Below are 16580 nucleotides of genomic sequence, written 5' to 3'. Positions count from 1 at the left end.
GCCCAGGTGGCGGAATTGGTAGACGCACTAGGTTCAGGTCCTAGCGGTGGCAACACCGTGGAGGTTCGAGTCCTCTCCTGGGCACCAAGGTCCCTCTCTCGCGAAACGTTCATTCGAGCGCGTCGCACGCAAAAAACCCCACGCACATGTCGTGGGGTTTTTTGTTTTGCGCCTTCATTTCTTCCGCTTTCCTGTATTTCCGATTCGATCACGCTCGTCCAATACGGCGACGAGATATCCACCTGCCCTCGACGCGTGCGAGGGCAGACCCGGGATACGCAGTGTCCTCCCTGGAAAAAGTTGATATTCAGCTCCGCCGGCCGAACTCATTTATTTAGGAAAACGTATCCTCGCGTTACCCACCCGCTAGTCATGTCCATTCCCCTCGAACGTCAGCAGACGGATCAGTTGCAGAAGGTTGTCACGGTCAATGACACCGGTCGCGCATTGCCAGACATCAAGCAACCAGTTGATCGTCATGTCGGACATGCCGAGCTCGCGCTGGATGGCCGGAACAGACACGGCACGCTCCAGAAAAACCAGCGCCAGATAGGTGGCCAGTTGCGTCGGTTCACCCCGGCTATCCCTGTACACGCCATCTTCCTTGTGCGCGCTCGACTCGCGGACGCTTCTCAGCATCTCCATGTCCAGCGGGACGTGCAGGTATCGCACCTCGCCGTCGGAACGGATCAGCAGGTAGAGCAAATCGCCCATGAGAAGCGCCCAGTCCGAAATATCGAGTTCGTCGGGGATGGCGCCTACATTTAGCCTGACTAATTGATCTCTTGTCTCCACTTCCCAATATGCTCCCATGGCCACCATGCGCGTGGCAGGTGGTCGCAACAAGAAGCGCCGTGTTGTGACTCGCTGTGGCGTATCCCGCGAAGATTCTTCCACAGCACCCTTTGACGCCCCCGCTCATGCGGGGGCATCAAGATTTCATTCAGATTCGTTTGTTTAGCAAATCGAACTAATCATTCCTTTTAGTCGGCTTTAATGTGCTTTGAAAGAATAGCTCCCGCATAGTGGGCGATAAAGTGGATACGTCTTAAAGCGGAAGACTTCCGAAGGATGGCTCTAAGCGGCAATCGGGAACGACCTTGAACCTGCATTCGTGGCATGCTGCGTGCTTCGAGCTTTTAAACCTCGGAGAATCCGTGATGCCCGTTCTCTATGTCATCGCCTTCTTCCTGCTCGCCGGCACGCTCACGTTCCTGCAGGCGCCCGCGCTCGCGTGGTTCGCCGCACTAGCGATCTGGGTCGCCATCGGGCCGGTCATCGGCGTGACGGGTGCGGTCGGCGTCACGCTGCTCGCGATCGTCTTCGCGCTTCCGGCGCTCGTGCTCGCCGTCAAACCGCTACGCCGTTCGCTCATCAGCCGTCATGTGTTCGGCACGTTTCGCACGATGCTGCCGGAAATGTCATCGACCGAACGCGATGCGATCGAAGCCGGCACGGTCTGGTGGGACGCCGAACTCTTCTCTGGCCGGCCGCGCTGGGACAGCCTGCTCGCTCACGGCGCGCCGAAGCTGACGCAAGAAGAACAAAGCTTCATCGACAACGAATGCGCGCGACTGTGCGAGCTGTCGAACGACTGGGATACGACTGCGATCTGGCAAGACCTCTCGCCGGATGCGTGGGCCTACATCAAGGCGCAGGGCTTTCTCGGCATGATCATCCCGAAGCAGTACGGCGGAAAAGCATTCTCTGCGTATGCGCATTCGCAGGTCATCATGAAGCTCGCGACACATTCGTCGGCGGCGGCTGTTTCGGTGATGGTGCCGAATTCGCTCGGCCCCGCCGAACTGCTGCTGCACTACGGCACCGACGAACAGAAAGCCCACTATTTGCCACGTCTTGCACGCGGCGACGAAATTCCGTGCTTCGCGCTGACGAGCCCATACGCCGGATCGGACGCGGCGGCGATTCCGGACACAGGCATCGTGTGCCGCGGCGTGCACGAGGGCCGCGAGACGCTCGGCTTTCGCGTCACGTGGGAGAAGCGCTACATCACGCTCGGGCCGATCGCGACGGTGCTCGGCCTCGCCTTTTGCGCGCTCGACCCCGACCATCTGCTCGGCGATGACGAAGCCCCCGGCATCACCTGCGCGCTCATCCCGACGAACCATCCCGGCGTGAATATCGGGCGGCGGCACTGGCCGCTCAACGCGGTGTTCCAGAACGGCCCGAACTGGGGCAAGGATGTATTCATTCCGATCGACTGGGTCATCGGCGGGCGTGCCCAAGTCGGCAACGGCTGGCGCATGCTGATGGAATGTCTCGCCGCCGGGCGCGCGATCTCGCTGCCATCGTCGAACGTCGGCATGGCCAAGCTCGCCGTGCGCGGCACGGGCGCCTATGCCGCCGCGCGCCGCCAGTTCCGCACTTCGATCGGACGCTTCGAAGGCATTCAGGAGGCGCTCGGGCGCATGGGCGGCAACCTCTACGTGATGGACGCGGCGCGGCGGCTGTCCGCGCAGGCCGTCGATCTCGGCGAGAAGCCGTCGGTCATCTCGGCGATCGCGAAGTATCACATCACGGAGCGCGCGCGCAAGGTGATCAACGACGGCATGGACGTCGTCGCGGGCAAGGGCATCTGCATGGGGCCGTCGAATTTTCTGGCGCGCGCGTATCAGCAGATCCCGATCTCGATCACGGTAGAAGGCGCGAACATTTTGACGCGCTGCCTGATCATCTTCGGACAGGGCGCGATCCGCTGTCATCCCTACGTGCTCAAGGAAATGGCCGCGACGCGCGAAAACGATCTGCGCGCATTCGACGACGCCTTCTTCGGCCACGCGGGCTTTCTCGCCTCCAACGCGATGCGCAGTTTCGTGTATGCATTCGGCGTCGGCGCGCTCACGCGCAAGCCCGTGCGCGCCGACGCGCGTCTTCTGCCCTACTACCGCGCCGCCACGCGCCTGTCGAGCGCGTTTGCGTTGTTCGCCGATGTCTCGATGCTCACGCTCGGCGGCGAGCTCAAACGTCGCGAGCGGCTCTCGGCGCGGCTCGGCGACATCCTCTCGCAGCTGTACCTGCTGTCCGCGACGCTCAAGCGTTTCGAGGACGACGGCCGCCCCGAAAGCGACCTGCCGCTCGTGCGCTGGGGTGCCGAAGACGCGCTGTACCAGGCGCGCGCCGCGTTCGACGGCCTGCTCGCGAACTATCCGAACCGCGCGGCGGCGGCTTTCCTGCGCGCGATCGCGTTCCCGTTCGGCCTGCCGCACGCACCGAGCACCGATGCCCTCGGCAACGCCGTCGCGATGCTGCTGCAAACGCCCGGCGAAGCGCGCGAGCGGCTCGTCGCGGGCTCGCACGTTTCGGCATTCGAAAACGACCCGATCGCGCGCGGCGAAAAACTGCTCGCGCTCACGCCCGCCGTCGCGGCGCTGGAGGCGCGTCTGCGCGACGCCGTCAAAGCGGGCCAGAGCGCCCCGCTGCCGCAAAGCCCGCAAGACGTTGCAGCGTGGGCGGACACGGCCGCCGCGCGCGGTCTGATCGACGAAAACGAGCGCGCGCTGCTGGGCGAATGGGCCGTCCATGCGCGCGAAGCGGTGAAAGTCGATGATTTTTCCGCAGACTTCGGTATCCTCGAAGCATTGCAAAAGCGCAGCGACGCGCTCGAGCGGACATTGCCCGAAACCATCGCCTGAGCACGCAGGCCTTCAGGCACCGCCGCGCGCGCCCTTCGACCGATCGCCAATCGATGAAAGACCGCTATCTCGACTTCGTCAATTCGCCCTTCGGCACGAGCATCGCACGCTCGCTCGGCTTGCCGCGTCCCGAAGTTTTGCGCCGCCATCGCGCGGATCACGCCGAATTCGGCGGCCTGGCGGCCATCGGCGCGGGGCCATCGCCCGCGCTCTTCGATGATCTGATGGCCGTGCTGTCCGGCATCGGCATGACGGGCGTCGCGCACGAGAGCGCGTCCGGCTGGCTGCCCGTCGCCGCCCGTCACGGCGCGATGAGCGGCCGCTTCGAGCCGCGCGCACGCGACGCGCTCGCCACCGACCGCGTGCAGGCGCTGATCTTCGATGCGACCGGCATCGACGACAGCGGCCAGTTGCATTCCCTCTACGCCTTCTTCCACGACGCACTGCGCTCGCTCGCGAAGAACGGGCGCATCGCTGTCATCGGCCGGCCGCCCGCGACGCTCGCGAACGTCGCGGCCGCCACCGCGCAGCACGCGCTCGAAGGCATGGTCCGCTCGCTCGGCAAGGAAGCGCGCAACGGCATCACCTCGAACCTGCTGCGCGTGGCCGATGGCGCGGACTTCGAAGCCGCGCTGCGCTTTTTCCTGTCGCCGCGCTCGGCGTATGTGTCGGGTCAGGTCGTGACCATCGACGCACCCGCCGTCGCCCCGGCGAGCTGGGCGAAGCCGCTCGCGGGCAAGCGCGCGCTCGTCACGGGCGCGGCGCGCGGCATCGGTGCGTCGATCGCGGCGGTGCTGGCCGAACACGGCGCGATCGTCACCGGACTCGATGTCGACGCCGTCCGCGACGCGCTCGATCAGACCATGCTGTCGATCGAAGACGCATCGCCATCGGATGGCGCGCACGCAGCGCTCGTCGCGGATATCGCCGCGCCCGAAGCGCCCGCCGGCATCGCCGCCGCACTCACCGCGTCCGGCGGCGTCGATATCGTCGTGCACAACGCCGGCATCACGCGCGACAAGACCATCGCGCGCATGAGCCCGGACATGTGGGACAGCGTGATCGACATCAATCTGCTGGCGCAGGCGCGCATCGACGACGTCCTGCTCGCGCAGAACGTGTTGCGCGAGCAAGGACGCATCGTCGCGGTGTCGTCGATCAGCGGGATCGCGGGCAATCGCGGGCAGACCAATTACGCGACCTCGAAGGCCGGCGTGATCGGCCGCGTGCACGCGCTGGCGCCGCTTCTGCGCGCGCGTGGCATCACGATCAACGCGGTCGCGCCCGGCTTCATCGAAACGCACATGACCGCGCGCATGCCGTTCGGCGTGCGCGAGGCCGGCAGACGGCTCAATTCGATGGGACAAGGCGGCTTGCCCGTCGATGTCGCCGAGACCGTCGCGTGGCTCGCGAGCCCGGGCAGCGCGGGCATCACGGGCAACGTGGTGCGCGTGTGCGGCCAAAGCCTGATCGGCGCGTGAGGAGACCCGTCCCCATGCATGCACCGACCATGCCGCGCGCCCGCACCGTCGTCATCGATACGCTGCCGCCGCCCGCGAAACTCTATGGCCGCGCGCTACCGGCGCTGTTCAGGCGCGCGCGTGCGCCGGAGCTGCCCGCGCTCAGGCTCGTGCGCCCGGATGTGAAGCTCGACGCGGAGGAGATTGGCCGCTATGCGCGGGTGTGCGGGTTCATTCCCGAGCACGGCGTGCCGCTTACCTTTCCGCACGTGCTCGCGTTTCCCTTGCATCTGATGATGCTCACGGACCCGTCGTTTCCGTGGTCCGCGCTCGGCGTCGTGCATCTGTCCAACAGTGTGCGGCTGCGGCGACCGCTCGCGGCGGGCCAGGGCTTGCGCATCGAGGTGGAATGCGGGCCGCTGATGCCGCATCAGAAAGGCCAGGCGTTCACGCTGCATACGCGCATCTACCGGCGCGGCGAAGCGGTGTGGGACGGCGACAGCGTCTATTTGAAACGCGGCGTGCGCAGCGAAGCCACCGCGCCTTCGATCGAGACAGCCGATGCAGCCGACGCGCACGCGCCGCTCTTCGCCCGCGAAGCGCGCTGGCAGCTTCCGCCGCAGCTCGGGCGCGATTACGCGAAGGCTTCGGGCGACTTCAATCCGATCCATCTGCACATGCTGAGCGCGAAGGCGTTCGGCTTTCCGCGCGCGATCGCGCACGGCATGTGGACGCTCGCGCGCACGCTCGCGGCGCTGCATCCGGTCAAGGCGCTCGCATCCGGGTACGCGCATGGCGATTTCAAATCGCCGCTCTATCTGCCCGGCGATGCGACCTTCTGGACCGCCGCGCCCTCGCCCACCGCGCGCGATTTCGAAGTGCGCAATCTCGCGGGCGACCGGGCGCATTTGCGCGGCCATTTCGAATGGGAGCTGCCATGAGCGAAGTTCGTCGCGTCGCGATCGTCGGCAGCAACCGCATTCCGTTCGCGCGCTCGAACACGGCGTACGCGAGCGCGTCGAATCAGGACATGTTGACTTTCGCGCTGCAAGGGCTGGTCGATCGCTTCGAGCTTCACGGCATGCGCCTGGGCGAAGTGGCGGCGGGCGCGGTCGTCAAGCACTCGCGCGACTTCAACCTGACGCGCGAAGCCGCGCTCTCGACCACGCTCGCGAAGGAAACGCCCGCCTACGACGTGCAACAGGCCTGCGGCACCGGGCTCGAAACCGCCATGCTCGTCGCGAACAAGATCGCGCTCGGGCAGATCGACGTGGGCATCGCGGGCGGCGTCGATACGGCGTCGGACGCGCCCATCGCCGTGAACGAGCGCATGCGCAAGATCCTGCTCGAAGCGAATCGCGGACGCTCGGCGGGCGCGCGCGTGGGCGCGCTCGCGAAGCTGCGGCCCGGCATGTTCTTCAGGCCGCTGTTGCCGCGCAACGCGGAACCGCGCACCGGCCTCTCGATGGGCGAGCACTGCGAGCTGATGGCCAAGCGCTGGAAGATTTCGCGCGAGGCGCAGGACGCGCTCGCGCAGGAAAGCCATCGCAAGCTGGCGGCGGCATACGGGCGCGGTTTCTTCAACGATCTGATGACGCCCTATCGAGGCCTCGCGCGCGACAACACGCTGCGTCCCGATGTATCGCTCGATCAGCTATCGCAACTGACGCCCGTCTTCGATCGCGATGCCGGCACGCTCACCGCGGGCAACTCGACGCCGCTCACGGATGGCGCATCGGCGGTGCTGCTCGCGTCCGAACAATGGGCCGCCGAGCGCGGGCTGCCGGTGCAGGCGTTCCTCACGTTCTCCGCGACCGCCGCCGTCGATTTCTTCGACCAGCGCGAAGGCCTCCTGATGGCGCCCGCCTACGCGGTGCCATCGATGCTCGCGCGCGCCGGCATCGCGTTGCAGGACTTCGATTTCTACGAGATCCACGAAGCGTTCGCGGCGCAAGTGCTGTGCACGCTCGCCGCGTGGGAAGACGACGAATACTGCCGCACCGCGCTCGGCCTCGACGGCCCGCTCGGCTTGATCGACCGCGCGCGCCTGAACGTGAACGGCAGCTCGCTCGCGACGGGGCATCCGTTCGCCGCGACGGGCGGACGTATCGTCGGGACGCTGGCGAAGATGCTGGCGAAAGCGCCCGAACGCAGCGACGGCAAGCCGTTGCGCGGACTGATCTCGATCTGCGCGGCGGGCGGCCAGGGCGTCGTCGCGATACTGGAGCGGTAAGCGGCAGAAGTGAAAGAATAAGGCGCGCCATCGACGAACACGCGCGGCGCCCACGGAGACACCACATGAGCCCGGGACAGGCAGCGCCGCGCGAGGCTTCGGAGCCGCACGCGACGGACGGCATCTGGTATGCGTCGTATCCACCGGAGGTCGCGCGCGAGATCGACCCTTCGCGCTATCGGTCGCTCGCGCATTTCTTCGATGAATGCGTCGAGCGGTTTGCCGATCGCGTCGCGTTCGTGAGCCTCGGCTCCGAGATGACGTTCGCCGCGCTCGGCAAAAAGGCGCATGCATTCGCATCGTATCTGCAGGGTATCGGCGTGAAGCCCGGCGACCGCGTCGCGCTGATGATGCCCAACACGCTCGTCTATCCCGTCGCGCTGTTCGGCACGCTGATCGCGGGCGCGATCGTCGTGAACGTGAATCCGCTCTACACGGTGCGCGAGCTCAGTCATCAACTGAAGGACAGCGGCGCGCAGACCGTCGTCGTGTTCGACAGGTTCGCCAGGACCGTGCAGGACGCGCAACCGGGCACGCGCGTGAAGCACATCATCGTGACCGGTCTCGGCGATCTGCTCGGCGGCGGGCTCAACCTGAAAGGCCGCGCCATCGATCTGCTGCTGCGGCACGTGAAGAAACAGGTGCCCGCCTACGCGCTGCCCGATGCCGTGCGCCTGCCGCTCGCGCTCGCACGCGGCGCGCGGCAGAAGTTCGAGCCGGTGCGAGTCGGTCATGGCGACATCGCGTTCATTCAATATACCGGCGGCACGACCGGCGTCGCGAAGGGCGCGATGCTCACGCATCGCAACGTAATCGCGAATCTGCTGCAGGCGCTCGCGTGGGCGGGCGGACAGCTCGTCGACGGCGAAGAGATCATCGTGACGCCGTTGCCGCTTTATCACATCTATTCGCTGACCGTGAACGCGCTCGCGTTTCTCGCGATCGGCGCGCGCAATGTGCTGATCGTCAATCCGCGCGATATCCACTCGCTGATGCGCGCGCTGCGTCATGAAAACTTCACGGCGATCACCGCGCTCAACACGCTCTACAGCGCGCTCATGGACAACGACGCGTTCCGTCAGCGCGACTTCTCCGCGCTCAAGCTCGCGATGGCGGGCGGCATGGCGACCCAGCGCGTCGTCGCCGAGCGCTTCAGGGCGATGACGGGCCAGACGCTCGTCGAAGGCTACGGCCTCACTGAATGCTCGCCGCTCGTCTGCGCGACACCGGTCGTCGACACCCACGGCGGCAGCGAATTCGACGGCACCATCGGCGTGCCGGTGCCCTCCACGCTCGTGCGTATGCGCCGCGAAGACGGCGCGTGGGCGAACGTCGACGAACCCGGCGAGCTGTGCGTGCAGGGCCCGCAAGTGATGAAAGGCTACTGGAACCGTCCCGAGGACACCGCGAAAACCATCGACGCGAATGGCTGGCTCGCGACCGGCGACATCGGCGCGATGGATGCGCGTGGCATCATCCGGCTCATCGATCGCAAGAAGGACATGATGATCGTCTCGGGCTTCAACGTGTATCCGAACGAGATCGAGGACGTGCTCGCCGCGCATCCGAAAGTGCGCGCGGTGGCGGCCATCGGCGTGCCCGATCCGGTGACGGGCGAGCGCGTGAAGGCATTCGTCGTGCGGCGCGATGAAACGCTTACAGTGGAAGAACTGCTGAAGTTCGCCCGTTTACACCTGACCGGCTACAAGGTGCCTTCCTACGTCGAATTTCGCGACGCCTTGCCGCTCACGACCATCGGCAAGGTGCTCCGGCGCGAGTTGCGCGAGGACGGATCGATACCACGGAAATCGCAGGACTGACCTTCGGAGATGCTCATGCCGCGTGCGCGATGCCGCCGGTGGTGTCTGTGGTTGTGTCTGTGCGTTGCGCTTGCCAGTGTGCTCGCCCGGGCGCAGACGCAGGCGTCCGACGAAGCCGCGCGCGTCGGCACGATGAGTGTCGAGCAGCAGGCGCAATGGCTGTCCGAGTCGGCGACGAGCGGCGCGCTCGCGAAACTCGACGATGCGCAACTCGTCGCCCTGTTTCGTTCGCTCGATGCGCGCACGTTGCCGCGCTATCTGCAGGACGGCTTGCGCGACTACGCGTCGTGCGAGTTCACGATGCGCCGGCGCGAGCGCATCAAGGGCAAGTGGCCGAAGCGCGCGGATCACATGCTCGTGCGCGTCGCGCACGAGCCGCTGCGCATCTACGCCAAATGGCTGCCCGATGGCGCGCACGCGGGCCAGGAAGTCATTTACGACGATTCCACGCGGCCCGACGAACTCTATGGTCATCTCGGCGGCCTGCTGAGCGTCGTGCCGATGTGGACATCGGTGAATGGCGCGTTCGCCCGCACGCAATCGAATCATTCGATCCGCGAACTCGGCATCGTCGCGATCTCGCAGCGCTTCATCGAAGAAGGACGCAAGTTCGCCGAAGCGGGCATCACGAAGCCATCGGAGATAGAAGTGAAGACCGTCAACGGGATTCGCGTGGTCGCGCTCACGTATGAAACGGCCGAGGGACAGCCCGAGTTCTACGCGAAGAAGGAAGTGCTCGGGCTCGATCTCAAACGTCCGCTCTTCCGCACGCTGGAATCCTACGACAACGACGGCAATATTTTCGAAAGCGTGGTGTTCGAGCGTATCGAGCCTCAAGCCTTCGATGATCTGACATTCGACCCAGGAAATCCCGACTATCGTTTCTGAGCGAAATCGCAATGAAATGCCTGCTGATTTCGTGACACCTAAAGTAACAATCGCTCGACCGGCGCGGCGCGCGTTTTAAGTTTCGCCTAAGAATCCGCCGATAACCTTGCCCGCACTCCATCGACATCAACGTCGGCGCACACCGCTTCAGGCCCGTCGCGCCGCGAATCGTCGTGCAAACCTGAGGACTTCTCTCATGAACCTCCGTCGTCCCATTTCGGCTCCCGTGCGAGCCATCAAAAGGCTGCTGAGCCATCACGAGATCGCCACGTTGCTGCTGCTGATGCACGCGCCCATCGACGTGATGGCGGCCACGCCCGATGTCGCATCGCTGCGGGAGTACGGCTATGTCGAGATCGTGTCGCCGGAAGCGGGCAAGCCGCAAGTGCGCCTGACCGACGACGGCAACGCGGTGCTGCGCGGCCTCGGCGTCAAGTAAGCGACTCCCGGATACGGGCCTCGCGGACGCCCGAGCAAGCGAACTCTGTAATAATCGGTCGATTCCTTTCACCTTCGACCAAGGAGTCATTCGCGATGTCCGCACTTTCACCCATCGTGCAACGTGTACTGATCACCAACGACGACGGCATCGACGCGCCCGGCCTCGCCGCGCTCGAAGCCGTCGCCGCCGAACTCGCGCACGAAGTCTGGGTCATCGCGCCCGAACACGATCAGAGCGGCACCTCGCACTCCATCAGCCTGCACTCGCCGCTGCGCGTATCGCGCAAGGGCGAACGGCGCTACGGCGTGCAGGGCACGCCCGGCGACTGCGTCGTGATGGGCGCGCGCCACATCATGAAGGACGCGCCGCCCACGCTCGTGCTGTCCGGCATCAATCGCGGCGCGAACCTCGGTGTCGAGACGATGTTCTCCGGCACCGTCGGGGCCGCGATGACGGGTCTGCTGCTCGGCCTGCCGTCAATCGCGCTCAGCCAGACCTTCACCGACCGCGAGAACGTGCGCTGGGATACGGCGCGCGCGCTCGCGCCGGGCGTGATCCGTCAGTTGCTGGCGATCTCCCACGAGGCGCCCACGTGCCTGAACGTCAACTTCCCCGATTGCGACGCGTCCGCCGCCGGTCCGCTCACCGTGACGCGGCAGGGCGTCGGGCTGGTGGAAGGCATCGATGTGCTGCCGCTCGTCGATCCGCGCGGCATCGACTATCACTGGCTGCGCTTTCAGCGCGGCCCGCGCCCGAATTCGCCCGATAGCGAAACGGCGGTGGTCGCGGCCGGCGGCGTGTCGGTCACGCCGCTGCATTTCGATCGCACCGACGAGCGCACCTTCGCCACGCTCGAAGCGGGACTGAAGCGCGGCGTTTGAGTGTCGGGCGCGCGCCGCTAGAACGTTTCCTCCCACACGGGAACGGTCGCTTTCTCGTATGCTCGGGCGATCACAATAAGGAGACGATGATGACCCGTTCCATCGGCCGGCGCGGCGCGCGCCTGATGCTCGGCGCACTCGGCGCATTTATCGCCGCAAGCGCGTTCGCCCAGACGGCGACGCCCGTCGGCACCTGGCAAACCATCGACGATCAGTCCGGCAAGCCGAAGGCGATCATCCAGATCGTCGATGACGGCAGCGGTCAGTTGTCCGGCAAGGTCGTGCGCGGCATCGGCGAATTTGATCATCCGGAACGGCGCTGCACGGCCTGCACCGACGACCGCCGCGATCAGCTGATCAAGGGCATGACGATCATCACCGGATTACGCCAGAACGGCGATGCATGGGACGGCGGCCAGATTCTCGATCCCGAAAACGGCAAGCTCTACAAGTGCAAGATGAAACTCGAGGACGGCGGGCAGAAGCTCGTCGTGCGCGGGTATGTCGGCGTATCGCTGCTGGGACGCTCGCAGACCTGGGTGCGTCAGCAGTAAGGCGCAGAAACGAAAAAGCCGGCCGAAGACGCGTGTCTTCGACCGGCTTTGCTCATCTCACCCTGGCGCGTTACGCGATCAGGCGGCGTGACGTTGAGGCGCAAGCGCCTCGTCCGCATAGACGCCTTCAGGCATGTTCGCCAGTTCCTGCTTCAATTCGGCCGGCACGCGCATGCGCGAAGTCATCAGCGCATAGAGCGATTCGCCCGCCGGCCCGAACAACTGCGTCATGACGCGCAACAGCACACCCGATTCGTGCCACGTCTTGAAGCGCCGATGACACGTCTGATACGACGGATATTTGCGCGGCAGCGTGGACCACGACGCGCCGCTGTACATCACCCAGAGCACACCGTTGAGCACGGCGCGGGTATTGGCGAGGGGGCGGCCACGCAGTTCCGAACGCGGGCGCAGTTCGGGAAGCAGCGGAGCGACCATCTGCCATTCTTCGTCGGACATGTCGCGGTAGGGCTTCACGGTAATTTCTCCAATTTTGCTGACTGAAAACTGGTACCGACGATACCGAGTCCCCGAAAGCCGGCAAATCAGAGAGGTCCGAATCTTGAAAAAGCCGCAAAAGCCTTATGCCGATTGGCTGATCACAGAATTTTGATTCTCGTATTAGGTCAGCGAAATATCCGTGACGCGCCGTGGCGCTTCCAGATACTCCTTGGACTGCATCTCGACGATCCGCGAAACAGTGCGCGCGAACTCGTTGGCCATCGGCCCTTCGACGTACAGCTCCTCCGCAGGCACGGCCGCCGACATCAGCAGCTTGACCTTATGGTCGTAGAACACGTCGATGAGCCAGGTGAAGCGGCGCGCCTCGGACGCCATGCGCGGCGTCATCTGCGGCACGTCGGACAGGATCACCGCGTGAAAGCGGTTCGCCAGTTCGAGATAGTCGTTCTGCGAGCGCGGGCCGCCGCACAGCGTGGCGAAGTCGAACCACACCACGCCGTCGGCACGGCGCAACGCCTTGATCTCGCGCTTTTCGATATGCAGGATCGGGCTTTCGTCCGGCACGGCGGCGAGCTTCGCGTAATCCGCGCGCAAGGCCTTGTCGGCGGCTGCGCCGAGCGGCGTGTGGTAAGCCTTCACCTGCGACAGCGTGCGCTTGCGATAGTCGGTGCCGGAATCGACGTTGAGCACGTCGAGATGCTGCTTGATGAGCTCGATCGCGGGCAGCAGACGATCGCGATGCAGCCCTTCCGGATAGAGCGTGTCCGGCTGGTAATTGGACGTCATCACGAACTGCACGCCGTTCTTGAAAAGCCGGTCGAGCAGGCGATAGAGAATCATCGCATCGGCGATATCGGAGACGTGGAACTCGTCGAAACAGATCAGCCGGAAGCGTTTGGCGATGCGTTTGGCGAGTTCGTCGAGCGGATCGGCTTGGCCCTTCAGCTCTTCCAGCTCGCGATGCACTTCGCGCATGAACTCGTGAAAATGCAGGCGCGTCTTGCGCTGCACGGGCACGATCGCGTAGAAGCTGTCCATCAGAAAGCTCTTGCCGCGCCCGACGCCGCCCCACATGTAGACACCGCGCGGCAAGTCCGGACGTACGAGAAACTTCTTCAGCGCATTGGAGCGGCGCGCCTTGTACGCGACCCATTCCTCATAGCAGCGCTGCAGGCGCGCGACCGCCGCGAGCTGCGCCTCGTCCGATTGATAACCCCGCGTGCGCAGTTCGTTTTCGTAGTATTCGGTGACGTTCATCTTCTGCCGTATGAAGTGACGAAGGCGAGCGGTTTGATCCGCTCGCCTTCGTGTGCGATGCCTTACTGCCCGAAGCCGAGCTTCTTACATATTCAGCGCGCGCTTGTCGACGGCGAGCGCCGCTTCACGCATCACTTCCGACAGCGACGGATGCGGATGGCAAATGCGGCCGATATCTTCCGACGCCGCCTTGAACTCCATCGCAACAACCGCTTCCGCGATCAGATCCGATGCGTCCGCCGCGATCACGTGCACGCCGAGGATTTCGTCGGTCTTCGCGTCGGCGATCATCTTGACGAAGCCTTCTGCCTTGCCGATACCCAGCGCGCGGCCGTTGGCCATCATCGGGAACTGGCCGGTCTTGATCTCGCGGCCCTCGGCCTTGAGCTGCTGTTCGGTCTTGCCGACCCACGCGATTTCCGGTTCCGTGTAGATGACCCACGGCACGCAGTTGTAGTCGATGTGCGGCTTCTGACCGTCGATGATCTCAGCCACCGCCACGCCTTCGTCTTCCGCCTTGTGCGCGAGCATCGGGCCGCGAACGACGTCGCCGATTGCGTACACGTTCGGCACGCTCGTCGCGCAATGGTCGTCGACGTCGATGAAACCGCGCTCGTTGGCCTTCAGGCCGATGCTTTCCAGGCCGAGGTTGTCGGTGTTCGGCACGCGGCCGATCGACACGATCAGGCGATCCGCTTCCAGCGTCTGCGCGTTGCCCGTGCTGTCCGTATAAGCGATCGACACGCCTTCGTCCGACGTCTTCACTTCGCCGATCTTCACGCCGAGGTGAATGTCCAGACCTTGCTTCTTGAACTGCTTCGCGGCTTCCTTCGCGAGCGACTCATCCGCCGCGCCGAGGAATTGCGGCAGCGCTTCGAGCACGGTCACTTCCGCGCCCAGACGACGCCACACCGAGCCGAGTTCCAGACCGATCACGCCCGCGCCGATCACGGCGAGCTTCTTCGGCACGGCTTCGAACGACAGCGCGCCTTCGTTGTCCGCAACGATCTTGTTGTCGACCGGAATGTTCGGCAGATGACGCGCCTTCGAGCCCGTCGCGATGATCACGTTCTTCGCCGTGACGACTTCGGTTTCGCCTTCGCCCGACACTTCGATCTGCACGCCCGCGCCGTTCTTGCCGGTGAACTTGCCGTGGCCCTTGAGCCACGTGATCTTGTTCTTGCGGAACAGAAACTCGATGCCCTTCGTCATCTTCTCGACGATGCCGTCCTTGCGAGCCAGCATCTTCGACACATCGAGCTTCACATCCGACGCGCTGATGCCGTGGTCGGCCAGATGCTTCGACGCATTTTCGAATTCTTCCGACGACGCGAGCAGCGCCTTCGACGGAATGCAGCCCACGTTCAGGCACGTGCCGCCGAGCTTCAACGCGCCGGCCGGGTTCTTCCACTTCTCGATACACGCAACCGTCTTGCCGAGCTGCGCTGCGCGAATCGCCGCGATATAACCGCCCGGGCCCGCGCCGATCACGACGACATCAAATTCCTTGGACATGACTTTCCTTTGGGGTCTATCTCCGCTCATGCGGAGCAGCCTCGTGCGGTGCGCGCGAGCCTATCGCGCGCACCGAGGCGAATTGCTTTTCTTACAGGTCCAGCAGCAGACGGGCCGGATCTTCCAGCGCGTCCTTCATCGCGACCAGCGACAGCACGGCTTCGCGGCCGTCGATGATGCGGTGGTCGTACGACAGCGCAAGGTAGTTCATCGGACGGATCACGATCTGGCCGTTCTCGACGACCGCGCGTTCCTTCGTCGCATGCACGCCGAGAATCGCGGACTGCGGCGGGTTGATGATCGGCGTCGACAGCATCGAGCCGAACACGCCGCCGTTCGAGATGGAGAACGTGCCGCCGGTCATGTCTTCGATCGACAGCTTGCCGTCCTTCGCCTTCTGGCCGAATTCGGCGATCTTCTTTTCGATGTCGGCGAGGCTCATCTGATCCGCGTTGCGCAGGATCGGCACGACCAGACCGCGCGGCGAACCGACCGCGATACCGATGTCGAAGTAGCCGTGATAGACGATGTCGTTACCGTCGATCGACGCGTTCACGAGCGGGAATTTCTTCAGCGCGTGGACAGCCGCCTTCACGAAGAACGACATGAAGCCGAGCTTCACGCCGTGTTCCTTCTCGAAGCGGTCCTTGTACTTGTTGCGCAGATCCATGACCGGCGCCATGTTGACTTCGTTGAACGTCGTCAGGATGGCGTTGGTTTGCTGCGATTCGAGCAGACGCTCGGCGATACGCGCACGCAGACGCGACATCGGCACGCGCTGTTCCGGGCGATCCTTCAGCCACTGATCAGCCGATGCCGGCGCGCTGACTTGCGGCAGCGCGGGCTTCGCGGCGCGCGCGGGCGCGGCGGCCGGAGCCGGTGCAGCAGCCTTGGCAGGCGCCGGAGCCGATGCCGAAGCGGCGAGCGCGTCGCCCTTCGTGATGCGGCCGTCGCGGCCCGAACCCGAAACCTGATCCGCCGACACGCCCTTCTCGGCCAGAATCTTCGTCGCGGCCGGCGATGCTGCGCCACCCGTCGACGCTTGCGCAGCAGCCGGAGCAGCGGCGGCAGTCGTTTCCGCGACCGGCGCGGGTTTCACTTCGGCGTCGCCCGCAGCGGCGACGGCGGCGGGCGCTTCGCCCGCTTTCGCTTCGGTGTCGATCTTCGCGATGAGCTCGTCGGCGGTGACGATATCGCCGTCGTGCTTGATGACTTGCGCCAGCACGCCAGCGGAGGGCGCGGGCACTTCGAGCACGACCTTGTCGGTCTCGATCTCAATCAGGATTTCGTCCTGGGCGACAGCCTCGCCCGGCTTCTTCTTCCATTGCAGCATGGTCGCTTCCGAGACCGACTCGGAAAGCTGGGGAACCTTGACTTCTACGATAGCCATTTCTGTATTGTCCTAATGCGTGTCT

At 64.8% G+C, this 16580-nt stretch carries 14 protein-coding genes and 1 tRNA gene; 10 read left to right on the top strand and 5 right to left on the bottom strand.

Annotation, left to right across the window (positions count from 1 at the left end; all coding sequences use genetic code 11):
- Positions 1–87, top strand: a tRNA-Leu gene (locus tag AWB80_RS35820).
- Positions 88–366: 279 nt separating this feature from the next.
- Here the strand turns inward: AWB80_RS35820 and AWB80_RS35815 are convergent.
- Complete coding sequence (locus tag AWB80_RS35815; protein WP_244206912.1) at positions 367–714, bottom strand: hypothetical protein; 348 nt, start codon at positions 712–714, stop codon at positions 367–369.
- 446 nt (positions 715–1160) lie between these two features.
- Here AWB80_RS35815 and AWB80_RS35810 point away from each other — a divergent pair, with 446 nt between their 5' ends.
- From AWB80_RS35810 to AWB80_RS35770, 9 genes are all read left to right on the top strand, one after another.
- Positions 1161–3653 (top strand): acyl-CoA dehydrogenase, encoded by a 2493-nt coding sequence (locus tag AWB80_RS35810; RefSeq protein WP_061179367.1) that lies wholly within the window; start codon positions 1161–1163, stop codon positions 3651–3653.
- 53 nt (positions 3654–3706) lie between these two features.
- Positions 3707–5134, top strand: coding sequence for a 3-oxoacyl-ACP reductase (locus AWB80_RS35805; protein ID WP_061179366.1), 1428 nt, complete (start codon positions 3707–3709; stop codon positions 5132–5134).
- A 14-nt stretch (positions 5135–5148) separates the two neighbouring features.
- A complete protein-coding gene (locus tag AWB80_RS35800) occupies positions 5149–6054 on the top strand; it encodes a MaoC/PaaZ C-terminal domain-containing protein (protein ID WP_061179365.1) in 906 nt (301 codons plus the stop codon).
- The gene (locus AWB80_RS35795; RefSeq protein ID WP_244206911.1) at positions 6051–7346 is read left to right on the top strand and encodes an acetyl-CoA C-acetyltransferase; all 1296 of its coding nucleotides are present in this window, start codon (positions 6051–6053) and stop codon (positions 7344–7346) included. The genes AWB80_RS35800 and AWB80_RS35795 overlap by 4 nt, the downstream gene beginning before the upstream one ends.
- Before the next feature lie 65 nt (positions 7347–7411).
- Positions 7412–9166 (top strand): AMP-binding protein, encoded by a 1755-nt coding sequence (locus AWB80_RS35790; RefSeq protein WP_061179363.1) that lies wholly within the window; start codon positions 7412–7414, stop codon positions 9164–9166.
- 15 nt (positions 9167–9181) lie between these two features.
- Positions 9182–10054 carry a DUF1571 domain-containing protein gene (locus tag AWB80_RS35785; RefSeq protein WP_061179373.1) on the top strand — a complete coding sequence of 291 codons (873 nt, stop codon included), beginning with the start codon at positions 9182–9184 and terminating at the stop codon, positions 10052–10054.
- A gap of 196 nt (positions 10055–10250) precedes the next feature.
- Positions 10251–10493, top strand: coding sequence for a hypothetical protein (locus tag AWB80_RS35780; RefSeq protein ID WP_061179362.1), 243 nt, complete (start codon positions 10251–10253; stop codon positions 10491–10493).
- A 95-nt stretch (positions 10494–10588) separates the two neighbouring features.
- The gene (surE, locus tag AWB80_RS35775) at positions 10589–11377 is read left to right on the top strand and encodes a 5'/3'-nucleotidase SurE (protein WP_061179361.1); all 789 of its coding nucleotides are present in this window, start codon (positions 10589–10591) and stop codon (positions 11375–11377) included.
- An 89-nt stretch (positions 11378–11466) separates the two neighbouring features.
- Entirely contained in the window at positions 11467–11931 is a 465-nt protein-coding gene (locus AWB80_RS35770) for a DUF2147 domain-containing protein (RefSeq protein WP_061179372.1), read from the top strand.
- A gap of 78 nt (positions 11932–12009) precedes the next feature.
- On the opposite strand, the gene AWB80_RS35765 is transcribed toward AWB80_RS35770, so the two are convergent.
- From AWB80_RS35765 to odhB, 4 genes are all read right to left on the bottom strand, one after another.
- Complete coding sequence (locus AWB80_RS35765; RefSeq protein WP_061179360.1) at positions 12010–12408, bottom strand: transposase; 399 nt, start codon at positions 12406–12408, stop codon at positions 12010–12012.
- A gap of 144 nt (positions 12409–12552) precedes the next feature.
- Positions 12553–13650 carry a cell division protein ZapE gene (gene zapE, locus AWB80_RS35760; RefSeq protein ID WP_061179359.1) on the bottom strand — a complete coding sequence of 366 codons (1098 nt, stop codon included), beginning with the start codon at positions 13648–13650 and terminating at the stop codon, positions 12553–12555.
- Between the two features lie 84 nt (positions 13651–13734).
- Positions 13735–15165, bottom strand: a complete 1431-nt coding sequence (gene lpdA, locus AWB80_RS35755) for a dihydrolipoyl dehydrogenase (protein WP_061179358.1) — start codon at positions 15163–15165, stop codon at positions 13735–13737.
- 91 nt (positions 15166–15256) lie between these two features.
- A complete protein-coding gene (gene odhB, locus AWB80_RS35750) occupies positions 15257–16555 on the bottom strand; it encodes a 2-oxoglutarate dehydrogenase complex dihydrolipoyllysine-residue succinyltransferase (protein WP_061179357.1) in 1299 nt (432 codons plus the stop codon).
- Between the last annotated feature and the right edge of the window lie 25 nt (positions 16556–16580).

It is taken from the genome of Caballeronia pedi, from assembly GCF_001544915.2.
In the GTDB taxonomy this organism is placed as follows: domain Bacteria; phylum Pseudomonadota; class Gammaproteobacteria; order Burkholderiales; family Burkholderiaceae; genus Caballeronia; species Caballeronia pedi.
Note: the sequence above shows the minus strand (reverse complement) of the source record. Positions and strands in the feature narration are given on the sequence as shown.

Excerpts from the sequence above, each read along its gene's own strand:
- AWB80_RS35815 (WP_244206912.1), bottom strand. The coding sequence starts at position 714 with ATGGGCGATTTGCTCTACCTGCTGATCCGTTCCGACGGCGAGGTGCGA.
- AWB80_RS35810 (WP_061179367.1), top strand. The coding sequence starts at position 1,161 with ATGCCCGTTCTCTATGTCATCGCCTTCTTCCTGCTCGCCGGCACGCTC.
- AWB80_RS35805 (WP_061179366.1), top strand. The coding sequence starts at position 3,707 with ATGAAAGACCGCTATCTCGACTTCGTCAATTCGCCCTTCGGCACGAGC.
- AWB80_RS35800 (WP_061179365.1), top strand. The coding sequence starts at position 5,149 with ATGCATGCACCGACCATGCCGCGCGCCCGCACCGTCGTCATCGATACG.
- AWB80_RS35795 (WP_244206911.1), top strand. The coding sequence starts at position 6,051 with ATGAGCGAAGTTCGTCGCGTCGCGATCGTCGGCAGCAACCGCATTCCG.
- AWB80_RS35790 (WP_061179363.1), top strand. The coding sequence starts at position 7,412 with ATGAGCCCGGGACAGGCAGCGCCGCGCGAGGCTTCGGAGCCGCACGCG.
- AWB80_RS35785 (WP_061179373.1), top strand. The coding sequence starts at position 9,182 with ATGCCGCGTGCGCGATGCCGCCGGTGGTGTCTGTGGTTGTGTCTGTGC.
- AWB80_RS35780 (WP_061179362.1), top strand. The coding sequence starts at position 10,251 with ATGAACCTCCGTCGTCCCATTTCGGCTCCCGTGCGAGCCATCAAAAGG.
- surE (WP_061179361.1), top strand. The coding sequence starts at position 10,589 with ATGTCCGCACTTTCACCCATCGTGCAACGTGTACTGATCACCAACGAC.
- AWB80_RS35770 (WP_061179372.1), top strand. The coding sequence starts at position 11,467 with ATGACCCGTTCCATCGGCCGGCGCGGCGCGCGCCTGATGCTCGGCGCA.
- zapE (WP_061179359.1), bottom strand. The coding sequence starts at position 13,650 with ATGAACGTCACCGAATACTACGAAAACGAACTGCGCACGCGGGGTTAT.
- lpdA (WP_061179358.1), bottom strand. The coding sequence starts at position 15,165 with ATGTCCAAGGAATTTGATGTCGTCGTGATCGGCGCGGGCCCGGGCGGT.
- odhB (WP_061179357.1), bottom strand. The coding sequence starts at position 16,555 with ATGGCTATCGTAGAAGTCAAGGTTCCCCAGCTTTCCGAGTCGGTCTCG.